Source organism: Streptomyces sp. NPDC002851, assembly GCF_053591935.1.
This window is the reverse complement of the sequence record NZ_JBSFUT010000056.1, coordinates 20,690-37,049: the sequence shown is the minus strand read 5'-3', so window position 1 is coordinate 37,049 and position 16,360 is coordinate 20,690. Positions and strand designations below refer to the sequence as shown.

Genomic DNA, 16,360 nt, shown 5'->3' with positions numbered 1-16,360 from the left:
TTCAGCTCGTAACCGGTCCGCTCGCCGGGGCTGAAGTACGGACGCCACTCACACCGCCCTCCGGCGGCAGCAGTCACGACGTACTGGTGCTCGGCGGCGGGATCATCGCCCTCGCCACCCCCGTATCGCGCTGAACGCGCTCGTCCTCAAACGCCGGACGGGCTTATTTGTACAGCTCCGCCGCCAGCCAACCCCCCGCCCGCGCCCGGAAGTCCGCAGGCGCGAGACCCCCCGCCCCCTCCGGAATGGCCCCGAGCAGCGGTGCCCCCGCAGCCACCGGCAGGTCCTCCAGGTTGCAGCGTTCCGCCAGGCCCGGTGCGGCGGGCAGGCTGCCGACCACCACGCCAGGCAGGGTGAGGCCGCGGGCGCGCAGGGCCTCCGCCGTGAGGGCCGTGGCGTTGAGTGTGCCGAGGCCGGCCGCGGCCACCACCAGGACCGGGGCGTCGAGCAGTCGGGCGGCGTCCGCGAGCGTGCTGCCCGCGGCGTCGAACCGTACGAGGAGACCGCCCGCGCCCTCGACCAGGACCAGGTCGTGCTCCGCGGCCAGTTTGTCCGCCGCGTCCGCGACCTCGTGCGGCCGCACCGGGGCGCGCCGGGCCCGCCGTGCCGCCGTCTCGGGTGCCAACGGCTCGGGGTAGCGGGCGAGTTCGAGGGTCGTCACCGCGCCCGCGAGCCGCGCCACCTCGGCCACGTCACCGGGCTCGTCCGGGCCGACGCCGGTCTGTGCGGGCTTGAGCACCGCGACCGAACGGCCCGCGGCAAGGGCCGCGGCGGCCACCGCGGCCGTGGTCACGGTCTTGCCGACCTCGGTCCCGGTCCCGCTCACCACGAGGATCGTCATCTCGGACCACCACGAGGGATCGTCATCTCAGGCCTCTCGTCAGGATTCCCGCGCCGCCGCGGCCACCGCCCGGCAGATCCGCGCCACGTCCTCGTCACCCGTGATGTACGGCGGCATCGTGTAGACCATGTCCCGGAAGGGGCGCAACCAGACGCCCTCGCGGGTGGCGGCGCGGGTCGCGGCCGCCATGTCGACCGGGCGGTCGAGTTGGACGACGCCGATGGCGCCGAGCACCCGTACGTCCCGTATGCCCGGCTCGTCCGCCAGGTGGCCGAGCCCGCCAAGCAGTCCGGCCTCGATCCGCTTCACCTCGGACTGCCAGTCCTGGCCGAGCAGCAGGTCCAGGGAGGCCAAGGCGACCGCCGAGGCCAGGGGGTTGGCCATGAACGTCGGGCCGTGGGCCAGGACCGGAACGTCGCCGCGGGAGATGCCCTGGGCCACGCGCGGGGTGCACAGCGTCGCCGCCATCGTCATGTAACCGCCGGTCAGCGCCTTTCCCAGGCACATCACATCGGGTGTGACGGCCGCGTGGTCGGCGGCGAACAGCGCGCCCGTACGGCCGAATCCGGTGGCGATCTCGTCGAAGACGAGGAGTACGTCGTGCGCGTCGCAGGCCTCGCGGAGCACCCGCAGATACGTGGGGGAGTGGAACCGCATGCCGCCCGCGCCCTGCACCACCGGCTCCACGATCACCGCGGCCACCTCGTGGGCGTGCCGCTCGATCTCGGCCCGCAGCCCGTCCGCGTAGGCCTCGTCGAACTCGGTGGGCGGCGGTTCGGCGAACAGCTGCTTGGGCAGCGCGCCGGACCACAGCTCGTGCATGCCGCCCTCGGGGTCGCACACCGACATGGGGTGCCAGGTGTCCCCGTGGTAGCCGCCGCGCCAGGTGAGCAGGCGGCGCTTCTCGGGGCGGCCGAGCGAACGCCAGTACTGGAGGCACATCTTGACGGCCACCTCGACCGACACCGAGCCGGAGTCGGCGAGGAAGACATGCTCCAGACCGTCGGGTGACATGTCGACAAGGCGCTTGGCGAGCCGGACGGCGGGCTCGTGCGTGAGCCCGCCGAACATCACATGGCTCATCCGGTCCAGCTGGCCGCGTACGGCGTCGTTGAGTACCGGGTGGTTGTAGCCGTGGATGGCCGACCACCAGGACGACATGCCGTCCACCAACTCGCCGCTGCCGTCGGCCAGTCGCAGGCGCACGCCGGACGCGGACTCGATCACCAGGGGGTCCTGGCGTCCCGGCATGGGCCCGTACGGGTGCCAGACGTGCCGACGGTCGAGGTCGAGCAGTTCTTGCGGGTCGAGCGGGGTGTGCGGGTCAGGCATTGGGCGCCAGATCCGTGCCCGCGCCCCGGCGGCGTACCGCCACCAGGTCCGTACGCGCTTCCTCTACGGGTGCCGCGGCGCCGTCAGCGGCTTCGGCCTCGTCGGCCGTCGTGCCGCAGGGCGCGCAGCCGCCGCCCCCGCCGTGCGAGCCGCAGCCGCCCACGGTGTCTGCGTCGGCACCGCCGACGCGGTGCTCGGGCAGTGTCACCCGGTCCGCGCCCTCGACCTCGAAACCGGCGTCCGCGATCATGTCCAGGTCGGCCTTTCCGGCCTGGCCCTCGCTGGTCAAGTAGTCGCCCAGGAAGATCGAGTTGGCCAGGTGCAGGGCGAGCGGCTGGAGCGAGCGCAGGTGCACCTCGCGCCCGCCGGCGAGCCGTACCTCCACATCCGGGCAGACGAACCGGACCATCGCCAGAATGCGCAGCGCCCGCTGCGGCGTGAGGTTCCACTCCTTGGCGAGCGGCGTGCCCTCGAAGGGGATCAGGAAGTTCACCGGCACCGAGTCCGGGTCGAGCTCCCGGAGCGAGAAGACCACGTCGACCAGGTCCTCGTCCTTCTCGCCCATGCCCGCGATCAGGCCCGAGCAGGCGGAGAGCCCGGCCGCCTGCGCCTGCTGCACGGTCTCCACGCGGTCGGCATACGTGTGCGTGGTCGTGATGTCCGCGTATGTCCCCTCGGAGGTGTTGAGGTTGTGGTTGTACGCGTCCGCTCCCGCGGTCCGCAGCCGCTCGGCCTGGCCGTCGGAGAGCAGCCCGAGGCAGGCGCACACCTCGACGTCCTCGTTCTGCTCCTTGATCGCCTCGATGGTCTTCGAGACCCGGTCCACGTCCTTGTCCGTCGGGCCGCGCCCGCTCGCCACCAGGCAGACCCGCTTCGCGCCACCCGCGACCCCGGCCTTGGCCGCCTCGGACGCCTCGTCGGGTTTCAGCCAGGTGTACTTGAGGATGTCGGCCTTGGAGCCGAGGCGCTGTGAACAGTACGAGCAGTCCTCGGGACACAAGCCGGACTTCAGGTTGACCAGATAGTTGAGCTTCACGCGCCGCCCGAACCAATGGCGGCGCACCTTGCCCGCCGCGGACACCACGTCCAGAAGTTCGTCGTCGGAGGTCGCCAGTACGGCGAGCGCCTCGTCACGGGTCGGCAGCTCGCGCCTGAGCCCCTTGTCCACCAGCGTGTTCAGCAGGTCCATGAGGTCCGATCCTTGCCTACGGCAGGGCCTCGGGCCAAGTAGGAACCGAACAATAGGGGTGTCCTGGGGTGTGGGTATCGCCACACCCAGAACGGTCGAGACCCCCGCTAGTGTCTGTGCACTGCTGACAAAGCCATCCACTGTTGACATTGGCCGATAAGCTCCTACGACCCCTGGGACGGGCATGCACCGCGAGGCGCGCGAATCCGCAGACGCACGAGGCTCCGCGGGAGCCGACGCGACACCGGCGACCGGACCCGGGGTCCGGCTCCCCGCCGCGGACCCCTTCGGCCGGCTCGACGAGCAGGCCGTGGTGCGCCGCCGCGCGGGCCTGGAGCGCACGCTGCGGCCGCGCCCCGCCGACGGCGGACCCCTTGACCTGGCGAGCAACGACTATCTGGGCCTGGCCCGCCACCCCGAGGTCACCGAGGGCGCGGCCGCGGCCGCCCGGCGCTGGGGCGGCGGCGCGACCGGCTCGCGCCTGGTCACCGGCTCCACCGAGCTGCACGCCGAACTCGAGCGCGAGCTGGCCGAGTTCACCGGCTTCGAGTCGGCCCTGGTGCTTTCCTCCGGGTATGCCGCGAATCTTGCCGCCGTCACCGCGCTCGCCCCGCACGGCTCCCTGATCGTCTCCGACGCGGGCAACCACGCCTCGCTCATCGACGGCTGCCGTCTCGCCCGTGGTACGACGTCGGTGGTGCCGCACGCCGAACCGGAGGCGGTCGCGAAGGCCCTCGCCGGGCACGCCGGGCCCGCGGTTGCGGTCAGCGACACGGTCTTCTCGGTCGACGGGGACGCGGCGCCGCTGCCCGCGCTCGCCGCCGCCTGCCGCGCCCATGGCGCCGGACTCGTCCTGGACGACGCGCACGGCCTCGGGGTGCTCGGCGACGGCGGCCGGGGCACCGCGTGGGCGGCCGGACTCGCCGGAGCGGCGGACACCGTCGTGACCGTCACCCTGTCCAAGTCCCTCGGCAGCCAGGGCGGCGCGGTGCTCGGCCCGGCCCGGGTCGTCGACCACCTGGTCAACACCGCCCGTACGTTCATCTTCGACACGGGCCTCGCCCCGGCGGCGGCCGGTGCCGCGCTCGCCTCCCTGCGGCTGCTTCGTGCCGAGCCCGCACGTGCGGCGCGGGCCCGCGCGGTGGCGGCCGCGCTGCACGGCGGATTGACCGCGGCGGGTCTCGCGGCGGTACGCCCGGACGCGGCGGTGATCTCCGTACGGGCGCCGTCGCCGGACGCGGCGGTGCGCTGGGCGGCGGACTGCCGCGCCGCCGGGCTCGTGGTGGGCTGTTTCCGGCCGCCCTCCGTGCCCGACGGGATCTCCCGGCTCCGCCTCACCGCACGTGCGGATCTGACCGACGAACAGATCGAGGGCGCGGTACGGACCATCGTCCGCACCGCGCCCGAAGGAGCCTGCGACTAGCCGCTCATGAGTCGGCCGCCGATGCCTGGAACGCCTCGCCTCGGACGGCGTCGAGGAAGGTGTCCCAGGTGGTGGCCGTGAACAGCAGCGCGGGCCCCGCCACGCGCTTGGAGTCGCGGACGGCGAGCCGCCCGGTCAGCGGGCCGGAGGTGAGATGCGCCGTTTCGACGCAGTTGTTCATGCCGGTGCTGCGGCTGCTGCGTCGCCACCGTGCGCGGTGCGGAGCCGCGGAAAGCGCTGTACTTGAGGGGACGTTCCGAGGCAGTGCAGACATGGTGCCTCCTAACGCTTACGCGCCATCGCCGATCCCGGCGATGAATTCCAGAGTGTCCTCGGGCGAAAGGGCATGTTTCTGAAGGGACTTGAAGGCCTCGCTGTATGCCTTGAGGTCTTCTTTCCGTTCGAGGTAGAGGCTACTCGTCAAATGGTCGAGAACAACCACGTCCAGATCAGCAATGTTCGGAAAGGAGAAGATTACGAAAGGCCCGGTGAGGCCGATATGTGCCCCCGCGGCGTACGGCAGTACCTGGAGCCGCACATGGGGGTCCCGGCCGACCGCCACGAGATGGCGCAACTGCCGGTGCATCACGCCGTATCCGCCGACCGGGCGGCGAAGCACCGCCTCGTCGAGCACGGCGCTCAGCTCGAGCGGCGGGTCCCCGCGCAGCACGTCCTGGCGGGCGAGGCGCACCTCGACCAGCGAGTCCAACTGCCGCTCCGGCACCCCGTCCAGGCAGGACCGGGTCACGGCGCGCGCATAGTCCGGCGTCTGAAGGAGGCCCGGGACCACCGAGGTCTCCAGGGTGCGCAGTCGACAGGCCTGTGACTCCAGGCTGATGAAGTCCCGGTAGGCGGACGGGAGCAGCCCCTTGTACGCGTGCCACCACTGGTGCCGCGCCGTCCCGTCGCCGCCGTCGGCACCGGCCAACGCCTGTAATAATGCGCGTAGTTGGGGATCGCGTATCCCGTACGCGTCGAGCAGTCGGCACACGTCCGCGGGCTTCACGCCACTGCGGCCCGTCTCGATCCGGCTCACCTTCGACTGGTGCCAGCCGACCAGATGGGCGGCCTGCCCGCTGGTCAGCCCCGCACGGGTGCGCAAGCTGCGCAGTTCGGCGCCGAGCTTGCGGCGACGCACCGCTGGACCGTACCGCATGCCCCACTCCCTTCCGACCGGCGGCCGAGGGCGTCGAAGCTGCCAGTCTGTCGTGCAAATACGGTCTTCCGTAGCAGAGTTCACCGCTTCGAGCGACAGATATATGCATATCTTGGTGGATCAGCACCTTGAGCGTCTCCCAAGTGGCAATGTGGCACGAAGCACCAGTCCGGGGTCGTCCAGCGCGAGAGCCTTCATCCGTTTCATCCGCAATGTGCTGGACTCCGGCGCCCCGGTGGGAAAGGGACGGCGTCGCCATGGCAGACCATCAAGAAGCATCCGTCACTCTGCCGAGCGACCCCGCCTCGGTGTCCGTGGCGCGGAGATATGTCGGCCGGGCGCTCACCGAGTGGGGTCTGCCCGCGGACGCGGATGTCGCGGACACCATCAGACTGATCGTCTCCGAACTCGCCACCAACGCCGTCCAGCACACCTTCGGCCAGTCACCCACGTTCACCGTCGAACTCCGCCTCGTACGCGACGAGCAACTCCGCATCGGCGTCACGGACAGTCACCCGCGCCTCCCCAAGCGCCTGCCCGCGGCGGTCCAACAGGACAACGGCCGCGGCATGGTGATCATCCGCTGGCTCACGGCGGAGTGCGGGGGGCGGCTCACGGTCAGCCGCACCTCCGAGGGCGGCAAGACGGTCTGGATCACGCTGCCTTGGGCGGCAACGGCCAGCCCGTCGGAGCCAACTCCCAGTCCGTCCGGCGTCTGAGGAGGCCAGCGGGCTACGCCGCCGCGCCTCCGGTGCGGCCGAACGCCCCCCGCAGCAGCGCCCGTAGGGTGTCCGCCGCGGGCTCCGTCGCGTCCGCGCGGTGCACCACCGAGATGGTGCGACGCAGGTCGCCCGGGTCGAGGCGGCGGGTGCTCACCGGGGTCGTGGCCATCCGGGCCACCATCTCCGGGACCACCGCGGCCCCGAGGCCCGCGCTGGCGAGGGCGACCACCAGCGCGTAGCCCGGGGTCTCGACCACCACCGAGGGCGTCGCGCCCGCCCGGGCCAGGGTCGCCTCGACGCCGCGGCGGCGCGGGTGCAGCGGCGCCATGCTGATCAGCGGCTGCCCGGCGAGCTCCGTCAGGGGCAGTCGGCTCGCGCCGTCCGTGAGGGCGTGCCCCGGGGCGGCCACCAGGACGAGTTCCTCGACGAGCAGCGGTTCGGAAGCGGTGCCGGACGGCAGTGGCTCATGCTCGGCCGGGGCGTACGTATGCGTCAGGGCCAGGTCGAGCTCGCCGGCGGCCACCGCGCTCACCCCGGCCGGAGGCTCGTACTCCGCAACTGCCAGGTCAATGTCCGGATGCGCGCGCCGGAACGCGCTCAAGGCAGGTGGCAGGAGATGGATTCCGGCCGTCGGGAACGTGCCGATGCGCAGCCGCCCGCCGCTCAGCCCGGCGAGCCGGGCCAGTTCGTGCCGCGCCCGGTCCAGCTCGTCGAGCACCCGGCGGGCCCGCGCCACGAGGAGCTCGCCCGCCGCCGTGAGCCGGGCCCCGCGGTGGTGCCGCACCAGGAGCGTGGCGCCCGCCTCCCGCTCCAGCTTGGCGAGCTGCTGGGAGAGGGCGGGGGGTGTGTAGCCGAGCCGGTGCGCGGCCCGGGTGATCGAACCGTCCTCGGCGACGGCGACGAGCGCGGCAAGCCGCGTGGGGTCGTACATAAAGCAATGCTTAAGGCAGGCCCTCAAGATTGCAAGTACCTGTTGAAGGCTCAGGGCGGGCACGCTGGGCGCCATGGACGTACAGCTCATCGCCTTCTGCGGGGTCGCCCTCGGCCTCGTAGCCATGCCCGGCGCGGACTTCGCCGTCGTCGTACGCAGCGCACTCGTCTCCCGCCGGGAGGGCGCCGCCTGCGCCGCGGGCATCGCGGCCGGACTCCTGGTGCACACCGCGCTCGCCGTGGCGGGCGTCGCCGCGGTCCTGGCCGCCGAGCCCGCCCTGTTCCGGGCGCTTCAGGTGGCCGGTGGGGCGTACATCCTCTACCTCGGGATCCAGGCGCTGCGCTCGGCGGCACGGATGCGGGCTGTGCGGGCGGCGGAGACGCCCGAAACGGCGCCGAGCGGGGGAGTGGCGGCGGAGGGTGTCGACGGTCGGCCCGTCCGCTCGGGATCCGGTTCCGCCTCCGCCTCCGGCGTGCGGGCGCTGCGCGAGGGCTTCCTCACCAACGTCCTGAATCCCAAGGCGGCGCTCACGTTCCTCGGCGTGCTGCCGCAGTTCGTGCCCGCGGGGAGCCCGGCGATGCCGCGCACGCTGGTGCTCGGCGCGATCGTGGTGACGGTCGCCGCCCTGTGGTTCCAGGGCGTGGCGCTCCTGGTGGACCGGATCGGCCGCAGGCTGCGGCGTCCGAGCACCGCTCGCAGGATCGAGGGCGTCACGGGCGCCGCCCTCGCGGCCATGGGGCTCGGCCTCCTTGTGACCCCCCTCGTGGCGGGCTAGGACCTGGAGCCTGTCCGTCATGCCGGACGGCGTGCTGCGTCCGGCGTGCGGCGGATCAGGACCCGGCCCGGCCAAGAGGGTTGAGGCTCAGAGCTCCGGTCGGCGCCTGGTCAGCGCACCCGGCCGTAGAACACGCTGGGCGTCCAGATCTTGTCGAGGCGGACCACCGCACCGGTCTTCGGCGCGTGCCAGATCCGGCCGTTACCGGCGTAGATGCCGACGTGGTAGACGTTGCCACGGCGGTGGAAGAAGACCAGGTCGCCCCGTTGCCTGCCGCTGGTCGGGACTTGACGGGTGCGGTTGTACTGCCGGGCCGCGGTGCGCGGGAGTTGCTTGCCCGCCCGCTTGTACGAGTACAGGGTCAGGCCCGAGCAGTCGAAGCGGCGCGGGCCCGCGGCCCCCAACTGGTACGGCGAACCCTTCTTGGACGCCGCGACCTTGAGGGCCCTTGCTGCGACGGCGGCCGCCTCGGCCTCGCTCGCGGCGCCCGGCGCCACGACGGTGCCGGTCACGGCGGCGAGGGTGAGGACGGAAGCGGTTCCCACCCGCGAGAGCACGGAGGGCCCCCGGCCGCCTGCCTGGCGGGAGCCCTGGGGCGGAATGCCGGACGGAACAGGGTGGAGCGTGGTCATGCGTACTCCTTCGCCAACCGCCTGTGAAGGATGACCTGTCGGATTCGGGCGCACATCGACCAACCTGGGCACCCGGCCGTGACCTGCACGGCTTCACCCCAAGGGGACCTGGATTCCGGCCCACCGGACCGGCCCGGTCCCCGCCTTGCTCGGGTCCTCCACTCCTGCCGGTCCTTCGATGTCGACCTGGCATCCGGGCGGCGGCAGGACTCGGCGTCCGCCCGGACCGCCCCGTCGCTGTGGCGGGGGCTTGTCGTCGAGAGGATCCTTACGCGGCAAATCGCCCTATACCGAGTTGAATCGGCCGAATGTGATCTTCGTCACCATTGCCCTGAATGAGTGGATAGAGAGGTTTGAAGTCTCGTCATGCACCCCTCGCGCACCCCGCACCAGCAGGGGAATAGCCACGCCGTCCTGCCGTTACGCCCTCAGCGCAATGAGGCATGAACGCGCGGCGGAGTGAGGCGTGGGCCATTCGTGCACGCAGGAACGGTCGTTGAGGGACCCTCACGCACCCCCCGGCCCGCGGTCGCTCGCCCCCGTGATCGTCAACTCCCCGGCGCCGGTGGCACCGTGACCCGACTGGCGCGGCGCTCCCCGTCGAGCACCCGGAGCGCCCGGGCCAGGGTCGCCGTGTGCACCTCGGTCTCGCCGCGCTGGTGCATCACCGCGAGCGCGTCGCGGAGTTCGGCGGCCTTGCAGGCCAGGGCCTGTGCGGCGCGCAGGCCGCCGTAGGTGTCGCGCCCGCGCGCGGGGTTGATCCGGCCGAGCAGATCGATGACTTCGAGATAGCGATCGATCAATTCGCCCTCGGCGCGCGTCAGTGCGGGCAGTTCCGGCAGCGGCGACAGCATGACGTCCGATCACCTCGTCCCGTCACTGGCCGAGTCCGAGTCCGAGTCCGTGGCCGCGCCGCGGCGGTGCGGAACGACCCGGTCCACCAGGCCGTACGCCACCGCCTCGGCCGCGTCGAACCAGGTGTCCCGCTCGATGTCCGCGGTGATCCGCTCCGGGCTCTGCCCCGTGTGCCGTACCAGCATCTCCTCCAGGAGCGCCCGGGTGCGTAGGAGTTCATCGGCCTGAATGACCAGGTCGTCGGTCTGCCCCTCGATCGGCTCGGCGAAGCCCGGCTGACGGATCGTGATCCGGGCACCCGGCAGCGCATACCGCTTGCCCGGCGTGCCCGCGGCGAGCAGGACCGCGGCGGTGGACGCGGCCTGGCCGAGGCAGATGGTCTCCACGTCGCAAGAGACGTAGCGCACCGTGTCGTAGATCGAGGTCATCGCGCTGAACGAGCCGCCCGGCGAATTGATGTACAGCGAGATGTCCCGATCGGGTGCGGCGTGTTCGAGATACATGAACTGCGCCGTGATGTCGTTCGCGGCGGTCTCGTCGATCGGGGTGCCGAGCAGCACGATGCGCTCCTCGAGCAGTTTCGAGTACGGATCCAGGGTCCTGAGGCCCGCGCTGGTGCGCTCGGTGAACTCCGGCAGCACAGAGTGGGCGGGGGGTCGGTTCATGACGTGCCTCTTCTCCGCGGCGACCCCGTGGGGTCGGGATGGGCTCCTGTAAAAAATGTACAGGACGTACATAGATGGAAGCGAGGAACCTGGGGACTTCTCGGGGCGGGAGGGGGGCATAGCCCGCGGCTAAGCTGGGGGCATGGCCTACGAGATTCCGGTGACGCAAGCCCGTGCAGAGCTCGCCGACCTCATCAACCGCGTCGTCTACGGCGGCGAGCGGGTGGTCGTCACGCGGCACGGCAAGCCGCTCGTGGCCCTGGTCTCGGCGGACGATCTGCGCCGCCTCGAGGAATCACAGGATCAGCAGGAGCACCCGGAGCACGCCGAGGTCGAGGCCGAGGCCCCGGTGATCAGCGCCGTCTCCTCGGTCGGCCCGGCGTCCGGTGGCCCGGGCCGTGGGCAGCACCGCTTCGGTGTCGCCGCGGAGCACCGGGGGCCCAACCCCGCGTAGCCGCCCGCGCGTTGACGCCTCGGGCGCGCGCCCGCTGTCGTACGAGAAGCGCTTCACGGCGTACGGAAAGTCGTCGCGTACGGAAGGTCGTCGAGTACGAAGAGTCGTCGCGCACGAAAGGTCGCCGCGTACGAAAGAGGCCGTGCGCCCCCGTCCGCTACAGCGGGGACGCACGGCCGGTCGTCGCCCGGCTCACTCGACCGGGGTGCGGCGGCCGCGGAGTGCGCCGAGCAGGACGAGGAGCAGTCCGGCGGCGGCCCAGATGCCGAGCGTGAGCAGGGGTTTCGCGGCCCCGGCGTGGTCGAAGAACGTCACCGAGCGCAGCAGCGTGCCGGCCGCGCCCGGCGGCAGCCACTGGCCGAGCTCGCCCACCGGTTCGGGCAGCATCTCGGGGGCGCTGGTGATCCCGGAGAACGGGTTGCCGAGCAGCACCACCACCATCGCGCCCAGGCCGATCCAGGTCCGGCCGAGCACCGCCGCGAGCCCGGCCACCGCGGCGCCGACGGCGAGCGTGAACAGGGCCAACACCCCTGCCTCGGTCCACCAGTTGCCGGTCAAGGCGCCGAGCCAGCTGTGCGCGATTCCGGTCGCGGCCAGGCCGACCAGGGCGGAGGCGCCGATCAGTGTGGCGGCGGCGCGCAGGCCGCGCAGTCCGAACAGGGTGACCACGGTCCCGGCGGCCACGCCCGCGAGCGCCATCGGCAGCGCGCTGGTGCCGAGCACGGCGCCGCGTGGGTCGGCGGCCGGGGCGGCCACGACGTCCTCGGTCTGCACCTCGGTGCCCGGCGGGGCCTGTTCGGTCACGGCCTGCTTGAGGAGTTGGGCGACCACCGGGCTCGCCGCGGACGCGGTGAGCAGCTTCGGGCCTTTCGGCGTGACGACGACGGCCCCGTATACGTCCCGGTTCTCGATCGCGTCCCGGGCCGCGGCCTCGTCCGCGTACCGGTGGACCTCGAACGCGCCCTCACGCTCCTGGAGCTGGCGCTCGACCCCGGCCACCGCGGCCGGGGCACCGGCGACGCCGAGCGGCAGGTCACGGGGTGCCGTGCGGGCGGCGGGCCAGGTGAACGCCCACAGGGCGAGGGCGACCACGGCGGGGATCAGGACCAGCACGCTCAGCATGCGGAGCCCGGAGTGGGCCGGGGTGCGGGCGGTGGTGGACATGGCTGCTCCTTCGTCGGGTCCGTCGGGAGCGGAGCTGCATCCTCAGGATCGGCTCTTCCGGGCGGTTGTCCCAGGGCGGTTGTCCCGGGGGGTGTCTCCCCAGGGGCGGCTGCCCAGGGCGGGCATCTGTCCCAGTGCTGTCCCAGTGCTAGCCCCAGCGCTTCCCCGGAGCGGTTCTCGCATAGAGAATGATCGTTCGTTTTACGTTCTGCCCTCACTCTGCGAGGGTCCGGCGTGGTTGTCAAGAAGGAACGTTCGTTTTAGCTTGAGGCCATGGCTCGCGTATCCCAGGAACACCTCGACGCCCGGCGCCGCCAGATCCTCGACGGAGCGGCCCGGGTCTTCACGCGCAACGGCTTCCACGCCTCCTCCATGCAGGACGTGCTGCGCGAGGTCGGCCTCTCCGCCGGTGCCGTCTACCGCTACTTCCGAGGCAAGGACGAGCTGATCGGGGCCATCGCCACCGAGACGTTCGCGGTGCTCAGGGAGACCTTCGAGGAGGCCGCGCGCAAGGACCCGCCTCCGCCGCCGTACGAACTGCTCGGCCAGGTGCTCCGCAGCGTCCTGGAGGGCAAGGCGATCGTCGGCCTTGACGGGCCGTATCTGCCGGAGCTGATCGTCCAGGTGTGGGCCGAGGCGCTGCGCTCGGACGAGCTGGCGGTGCCGATGCGCAAGGGCTTCGCCGATATGCGGGTCGCCTGGTGCAAGGTCGTCGAGGTCTACCAGGAGGCGGGCCTGGTGGGCGGGGACGTACCGGCCGACGACGTGGCGCGCACCATGATGGCGCTCGCCCAGGGGTTCATCGCCCAGCAGGCGCTGTTCGGGGACGTCGAGGCGGCCCATCTGGAGCGTGGCCTGCGCGCTCTGATGTCCATGGAGGAACCCAAGATCAGTTAACGCGCCGGAAAAACTTCGGCATTAGCGTGCAATGTCTTCCGGCGGGATGGCCAAGCTCGGTTAAACAAGATGTTGTAGCCAACTAGTGTCCCGCTGCGTTCCGCCCCTCGGGCGGACCCCCGACGGACAGTGAGGTGGCACGCGTGCAACTGACCCCGCACGAGCAGGAGAGACTGCTCATCCATGTGGCCGCTGACGTGGCGGAGAGGCGAAGGGCCCGAGGGGTCAAACTCAACCACCCTGAGGCCATAGCGCTGCTCACCTCGCACATCCTGGAGGGCGCCCGGGACGGCCGTACCGTCGCCGAACTCATGGCGTCGGGGCGGAAGGTGCTCACCCGTGACGAGGTCATGGAGGGCATACCGGAGATGATCCACGACGTCCAGGTCGAGGCCACCTTCCCGGACGGCACCAAGCTCGTCACCGTCCACGAACCGATCGCGTGACGGGGGTTTCCTGCCGATGATCCCCGGAGAAATCCTGCTCGCGGACGAGCCCGTGACCCTCAACCAGGGCCGCCCGGTGAGCCGTCTCACCGTGCTCAACGCCGCCGACCGGCCCGTGCAGGTCGGCTCCCACTACCACTTCGCCGAGGCCAACCCCGGCCTGGACTTCGACCGCGCCGCCGCCCGCGGGCAGCGCCTCAACATCGCCGCCGGGACGGCCATCCGCTTCGAGCCCGGCATTCCGGTCGAGGTGGAGCTGGTGCCGATCGGCGGGCTGCGCCGGGTGTACGGGCTGCGCGGCGAGACCGGCGGCGCCCTGGACGCGGTGGGCGACGCGGCGGCCGACGCGGCGAACGGAACGACCAGGACGACCGGAGGCGATCTCGATGGCTGAACTGACACGTGCCGCCTACGCCGACCTGTTCGGCCCCACGACCGGCGACCGGATCCGGCTCGCCGACACCTGCCTGACCGTCGAGATCGAGGAGGACCGCTCCGGCGGGCCCGAACTGGCCGGTGACGAGGCCGTGTTCGGCGGCGGCAAGGTGATCCGCGAGTCCATGGGCCAGTCCCGCGCCACCCGCGCCGAGGGCACCCCGGACACCGTCATCACCGGCGCCGTGATCCTCGACCACTGGGGCATCGTCAAGGCCGACATCGGCATCCGGGACGGCCGGATCACCGCCATCGGCAAGGCCGGTAACCCCGACACCATGGACGGAGTACACCCCGACCTCGTACTCGGTCCGGAGACCGAAGTCATCGCGGGCAACGGGAAGATCGTCACCGCGGGCGCCATCGACGCGCACGTCCACTTCATCGCGCCCACCGCGATCGAGACGGCGCTGGCCACCGGCATCACCACACTCGTCGGCGGCGGCACCGGACCCGCCGAGGGCAGCAAGGCCACCACCGTCACACCCGGCGGCTGGCACCTCGCCCGGATGCTGCTCGCCCTGGAGCAGTACCCGGTCAACATCGGTCTGCTCGGCAAGGGCAACACCATGTCGCGGGAGGCCATGCTCGCCCAGATCCGCGGCGGCGCCGCCGGGCTGAAGATCCACGAGGACTGGGGCGCGACCCCCGCCGTGATCGACGCGGCGCTCTCCGCCTGCGAGGAGACCGGCGCCCAACTCGCCATCCACACCGATACGTTGAACGAGGCGGGCTTCGTCGGCGACACCCTCGCCGCCATCGCGGGGCGCTCCATCCACGCGTACCACACCGAGGGCGCGGGCGGCGGGCACGCCCCGGACATCATCACCGTGGTCGCGGAGCCCAACGTGCTGCCCAGCTCCACCAATCCGACCCGGCCGCACACCGTCAACACCGTCGAGGAGCACCTCGACATGCTGATGGTCTGCCACCACCTCAACCCGGCCGTGCCCGAGGACCTGGCGTTCGCCGAGTCCCGGATCCGGCCGACCACCATCGCGGCCGAGGACATCCTGCACGACCTCGGCGCCATCTCGATCATCTCCTCCGACGCCCAGGCCATGGGCCGCATCGGTGAGGTGATCACCCGCACCTGGCAGACCGCCGACGTGATGAAGCGGCGGCGCGGCTTCCTGCCCGGCGATACCCGCGCCGACAACCGGCGCGCTCGCCGCTATGTCGCCAAATACACCATCAACCCGGCCGTCGCCCAGGGCATGGACCACGAGATCGGCTCCGTCGAGACCGGCAAGCTCGCCGATCTGGTCCTGTGGGACCCGGCGTTCTTCGGCGTCAAACCGCAACTCGTCATCAAGGGCGGGCAGATCGCGTACGCGCAGATGGGCGACGCCAACGCGTCCATCCCCACGCCGCAGCCCGTACTGCCCCGGCCGATGTTCGGCGCGCTCGGCCGGGCCCCGGGCCGGAACTCGGTGAACTTCGTGACCCAGGCCGCCCTCGACGACGGCCTGCCCGAACGGCTCGGCCTCGACAAACGGTTCGCGGCCATCTCCAGTACGCGCCGCGTCGGCAAGGCCGACATGCGCGAGAACGATGCCCGGCCCCGGGTCACCGTCGACCCGGACAGCTTCGCGGTACGGATCGACGGCGAGCTCGTCGAGCCCGCCCCGGCCGCGGAACTGCCCATGGCCCAGCGGTACTTCCTCTTCTGAGGCCGTGATGTCCCAGGTGACAGGAGTACGGACAGGAGTACGTCGGTGAGCCGGGCCGCGCTGCTCGTCCTCGCCGACGGGCGGTTCCCGGCGGGCGGGCACGCGCACTCCGGCGGGGCCGAGGCCGCCGTCGCCGCCGGGCGGATCACCGGTGCGGATTCCCTGGCCGCGTTCTGCCAAGGGCGGCTGCACACCGCGGGCCTGACCGCCGCGGCCCTGGCCGCCGCGGCCGCGGCCGGGGTCGACCCGCTCGCCCTGGACGAGGCGGCGGACGCCCGCACCCCGTCGGCCGCGCTGCGCACCGCCGCGCGCAAGCTGGGCCGCCAGATGATGCGGGCGGCCCGCGCGACCTGGCCCTCGGCCGAGCTCGACGCGCTCGCCGCGGCCCGGCCGCGCGGCGCCCACCAGCCGGTGGTCCTCGGCCTTGCCGCTCGCGCGGCGGGGCTCGGGCCCGAGGACGCCGCGTACTGCTCGGCGTACGAGAACGTCAGCGGCCCGGCGACCGCGACCGTGCGGCTCCTGAGCCTCGACCCGTTCGACGCCACAGCGGTGCTCGCCCGGCTCGCCCCGGACGTCGATCGGGTCGCCGCACAGGCGGCCGAGGCGGCGCGGCGGGCGCGCGAGGAGGGCGTGCACGCGTTGCCCGTCGGCTCCGCGCCGCTCCTGGAGATCGGGGCGGAGGCGCACGCCGGGTGGGGGATGCGGCTGTTCGCGTCATAGCGGCCCCGCATACGTACGCCAACAGTCCTGCCAACAGCCTGCCAACAGCC

The 16,360-nt window shown here is 72.0% G+C and carries 18 protein-coding genes and 1 pseudogene; 9 read left to right on the top strand and 10 right to left on the bottom strand.

Annotated features, from left to right (window positions below):
- Positions 1 to 163: 163 nt before the first annotated feature.
- The 3 genes from bioD to bioB are packed head-to-tail and all read right to left on the bottom strand — an operon-like array spanning position 164 to position 3,362.
- Positions 164 to 841 carry a dethiobiotin synthase gene (bioD, locus tag ACWD10_RS35860; RefSeq protein WP_451097886.1) on the bottom strand — a complete coding sequence of 226 codons (678 nt, stop codon included), beginning with the start codon at positions 839 to 841 and terminating at the stop codon, positions 164 to 166.
- Positions 842 to 880: 39 nt separating this feature from the next.
- Positions 881 to 2,173, bottom strand: coding sequence for an adenosylmethionine--8-amino-7-oxononanoate transaminase (locus tag ACWD10_RS35855; protein ID WP_451097885.1), 1,293 nt, complete (start codon positions 2,171 to 2,173; stop codon positions 881 to 883).
- Complete coding sequence (gene bioB / locus ACWD10_RS35850; RefSeq protein WP_451097884.1) at positions 2,166 to 3,362, bottom strand: biotin synthase BioB; 1,197 nt, start codon at positions 3,360 to 3,362, stop codon at positions 2,166 to 2,168. The genes ACWD10_RS35855 and bioB overlap by 8 nt, the downstream gene beginning before the upstream one ends.
- Before the next feature lie 184 nt (positions 3,363 to 3,546).
- Here bioB and ACWD10_RS35845 point away from each other — a divergent pair, with 184 nt between their 5' ends.
- The gene (locus tag ACWD10_RS35845; protein ID WP_451097883.1) at positions 3,547 to 4,785 is read left to right on the top strand and encodes an 8-amino-7-oxononanoate synthase; all 1,239 of its coding nucleotides are present in this window, start codon (positions 3,547 to 3,549) and stop codon (positions 4,783 to 4,785) included.
- 4 nt (positions 4,786 to 4,789) lie between these two features.
- On the opposite strand, the gene ACWD10_RS35840 is transcribed toward ACWD10_RS35845, so the two are convergent.
- On the bottom strand, positions 4,790 to 5,059 hold the full coding sequence (locus ACWD10_RS35840) for a DUF397 domain-containing protein (protein WP_451097882.1): 270 nt from the start codon (positions 5,057 to 5,059) through the stop codon (positions 4,790 to 4,792).
- Positions 5,060 to 5,074: 15 nt separating this feature from the next.
- Complete coding sequence (locus tag ACWD10_RS35835; protein WP_451097881.1) at positions 5,075 to 5,941, bottom strand: helix-turn-helix domain-containing protein; 867 nt, start codon at positions 5,939 to 5,941, stop codon at positions 5,075 to 5,077.
- Positions 5,942 to 6,198: 257 nt separating this feature from the next.
- On the opposite strand from ACWD10_RS35835, the gene ACWD10_RS35830 reads away from it, so the two are divergent.
- The gene (locus tag ACWD10_RS35830) at positions 6,199 to 6,660 is read left to right on the top strand and encodes an ATP-binding protein (RefSeq protein WP_451097880.1); all 462 of its coding nucleotides are present in this window, start codon (positions 6,199 to 6,201) and stop codon (positions 6,658 to 6,660) included.
- A gap of 13 nt (positions 6,661 to 6,673) precedes the next feature.
- Here the strand turns inward: ACWD10_RS35830 and ACWD10_RS35825 are convergent, their stop codons facing one another.
- Positions 6,674 to 7,594, bottom strand: a complete 921-nt coding sequence (locus ACWD10_RS35825) for a LysR family transcriptional regulator (RefSeq protein ID WP_451097879.1) — start codon at positions 7,592 to 7,594, stop codon at positions 6,674 to 6,676.
- Positions 7,595 to 7,667: 73 nt separating this feature from the next.
- On the opposite strand from ACWD10_RS35825, the gene ACWD10_RS35820 reads away from it, so the two are divergent.
- Positions 7,668 to 8,369 (top strand): LysE family translocator, encoded by a 702-nt coding sequence (locus ACWD10_RS35820; RefSeq protein ID WP_451097878.1) that lies wholly within the window; start codon positions 7,668 to 7,670, stop codon positions 8,367 to 8,369.
- Between the two features lie 110 nt (positions 8,370 to 8,479).
- Here the strand turns inward: ACWD10_RS35820 and ACWD10_RS35815 are convergent, their stop codons facing one another.
- The 3 genes from ACWD10_RS35815 to ACWD10_RS35805 all read right to left on the bottom strand — a co-directional run bounded on the left by ACWD10_RS35815 (position 8,480) and on the right by ACWD10_RS35805 (position 10,521).
- A complete protein-coding gene (locus ACWD10_RS35815) occupies positions 8,480 to 9,001 on the bottom strand; it encodes a C40 family peptidase (RefSeq protein ID WP_451097877.1) in 522 nt (173 codons plus the stop codon).
- A gap of 548 nt (positions 9,002 to 9,549) precedes the next feature.
- Entirely contained in the window at positions 9,550 to 9,855 is a 306-nt protein-coding gene (locus ACWD10_RS35810; RefSeq protein WP_451097876.1) for a hypothetical protein, read from the bottom strand.
- 9 nt (positions 9,856 to 9,864) lie between these two features.
- Positions 9,865 to 10,521: an ATP-dependent Clp protease proteolytic subunit gene (locus tag ACWD10_RS35805; protein WP_451097875.1), complete on the bottom strand. Its 657-nt coding sequence runs from the start codon at positions 10,519 to 10,521 to the stop codon at positions 9,865 to 9,867.
- Positions 10,522 to 10,663: 142 nt separating this feature from the next.
- Between ACWD10_RS35805 and ACWD10_RS35800 the strand changes: the two genes are divergently transcribed.
- On the top strand, positions 10,664 to 10,975 hold the full coding sequence (locus ACWD10_RS35800; protein ID WP_451097874.1) for a type II toxin-antitoxin system Phd/YefM family antitoxin: 312 nt from the start codon (positions 10,664 to 10,666) through the stop codon (positions 10,973 to 10,975).
- 192 nt (positions 10,976 to 11,167) lie between these two features.
- On the opposite strand, the gene ACWD10_RS35795 is transcribed toward ACWD10_RS35800, so the two are convergent.
- Positions 11,168 to 12,139 carry an ABC transporter permease gene (locus ACWD10_RS35795; protein ID WP_451097873.1) on the bottom strand — a complete coding sequence of 324 codons (972 nt, stop codon included), beginning with the start codon at positions 12,137 to 12,139 and terminating at the stop codon, positions 11,168 to 11,170.
- 273 nt (positions 12,140 to 12,412) lie between these two features.
- On the opposite strand from ACWD10_RS35795, the gene ACWD10_RS35790 reads away from it, so the two are divergent.
- From ACWD10_RS35790 to ACWD10_RS35770, 5 genes and pseudogenes are all read left to right on the top strand, one after another.
- Positions 12,413 to 13,036: a TetR/AcrR family transcriptional regulator gene (locus tag ACWD10_RS35790; protein ID WP_451097872.1), complete on the top strand. Its 624-nt coding sequence runs from the start codon at positions 12,413 to 12,415 to the stop codon at positions 13,034 to 13,036.
- 143 nt (positions 13,037 to 13,179) lie between these two features.
- Positions 13,180 to 13,482: an urease subunit gamma gene (locus ACWD10_RS35785; protein ID WP_451097871.1), complete on the top strand. Its 303-nt coding sequence runs from the start codon at positions 13,180 to 13,182 to the stop codon at positions 13,480 to 13,482.
- Positions 13,483 to 13,498: 16 nt separating this feature from the next.
- A pseudogene (locus ACWD10_RS35780) lies at positions 13,499 to 13,807 on the top strand (urease subunit beta); the annotation flags it as partial.
- Between the two features lie 61 nt (positions 13,808 to 13,868).
- Entirely contained in the window at positions 13,869 to 15,590 is a 1,722-nt protein-coding gene (locus ACWD10_RS35775) for an urease subunit alpha (protein WP_451097870.1), read from the top strand.
- Positions 15,591 to 15,635: 45 nt separating this feature from the next.
- Positions 15,636 to 16,310 (top strand): urease accessory protein UreF, encoded by a 675-nt coding sequence (locus ACWD10_RS35770; RefSeq protein ID WP_451097869.1) that lies wholly within the window; start codon positions 15,636 to 15,638, stop codon positions 16,308 to 16,310.
- Positions 16,311 to 16,360: the final 50 nt, after the last annotated feature.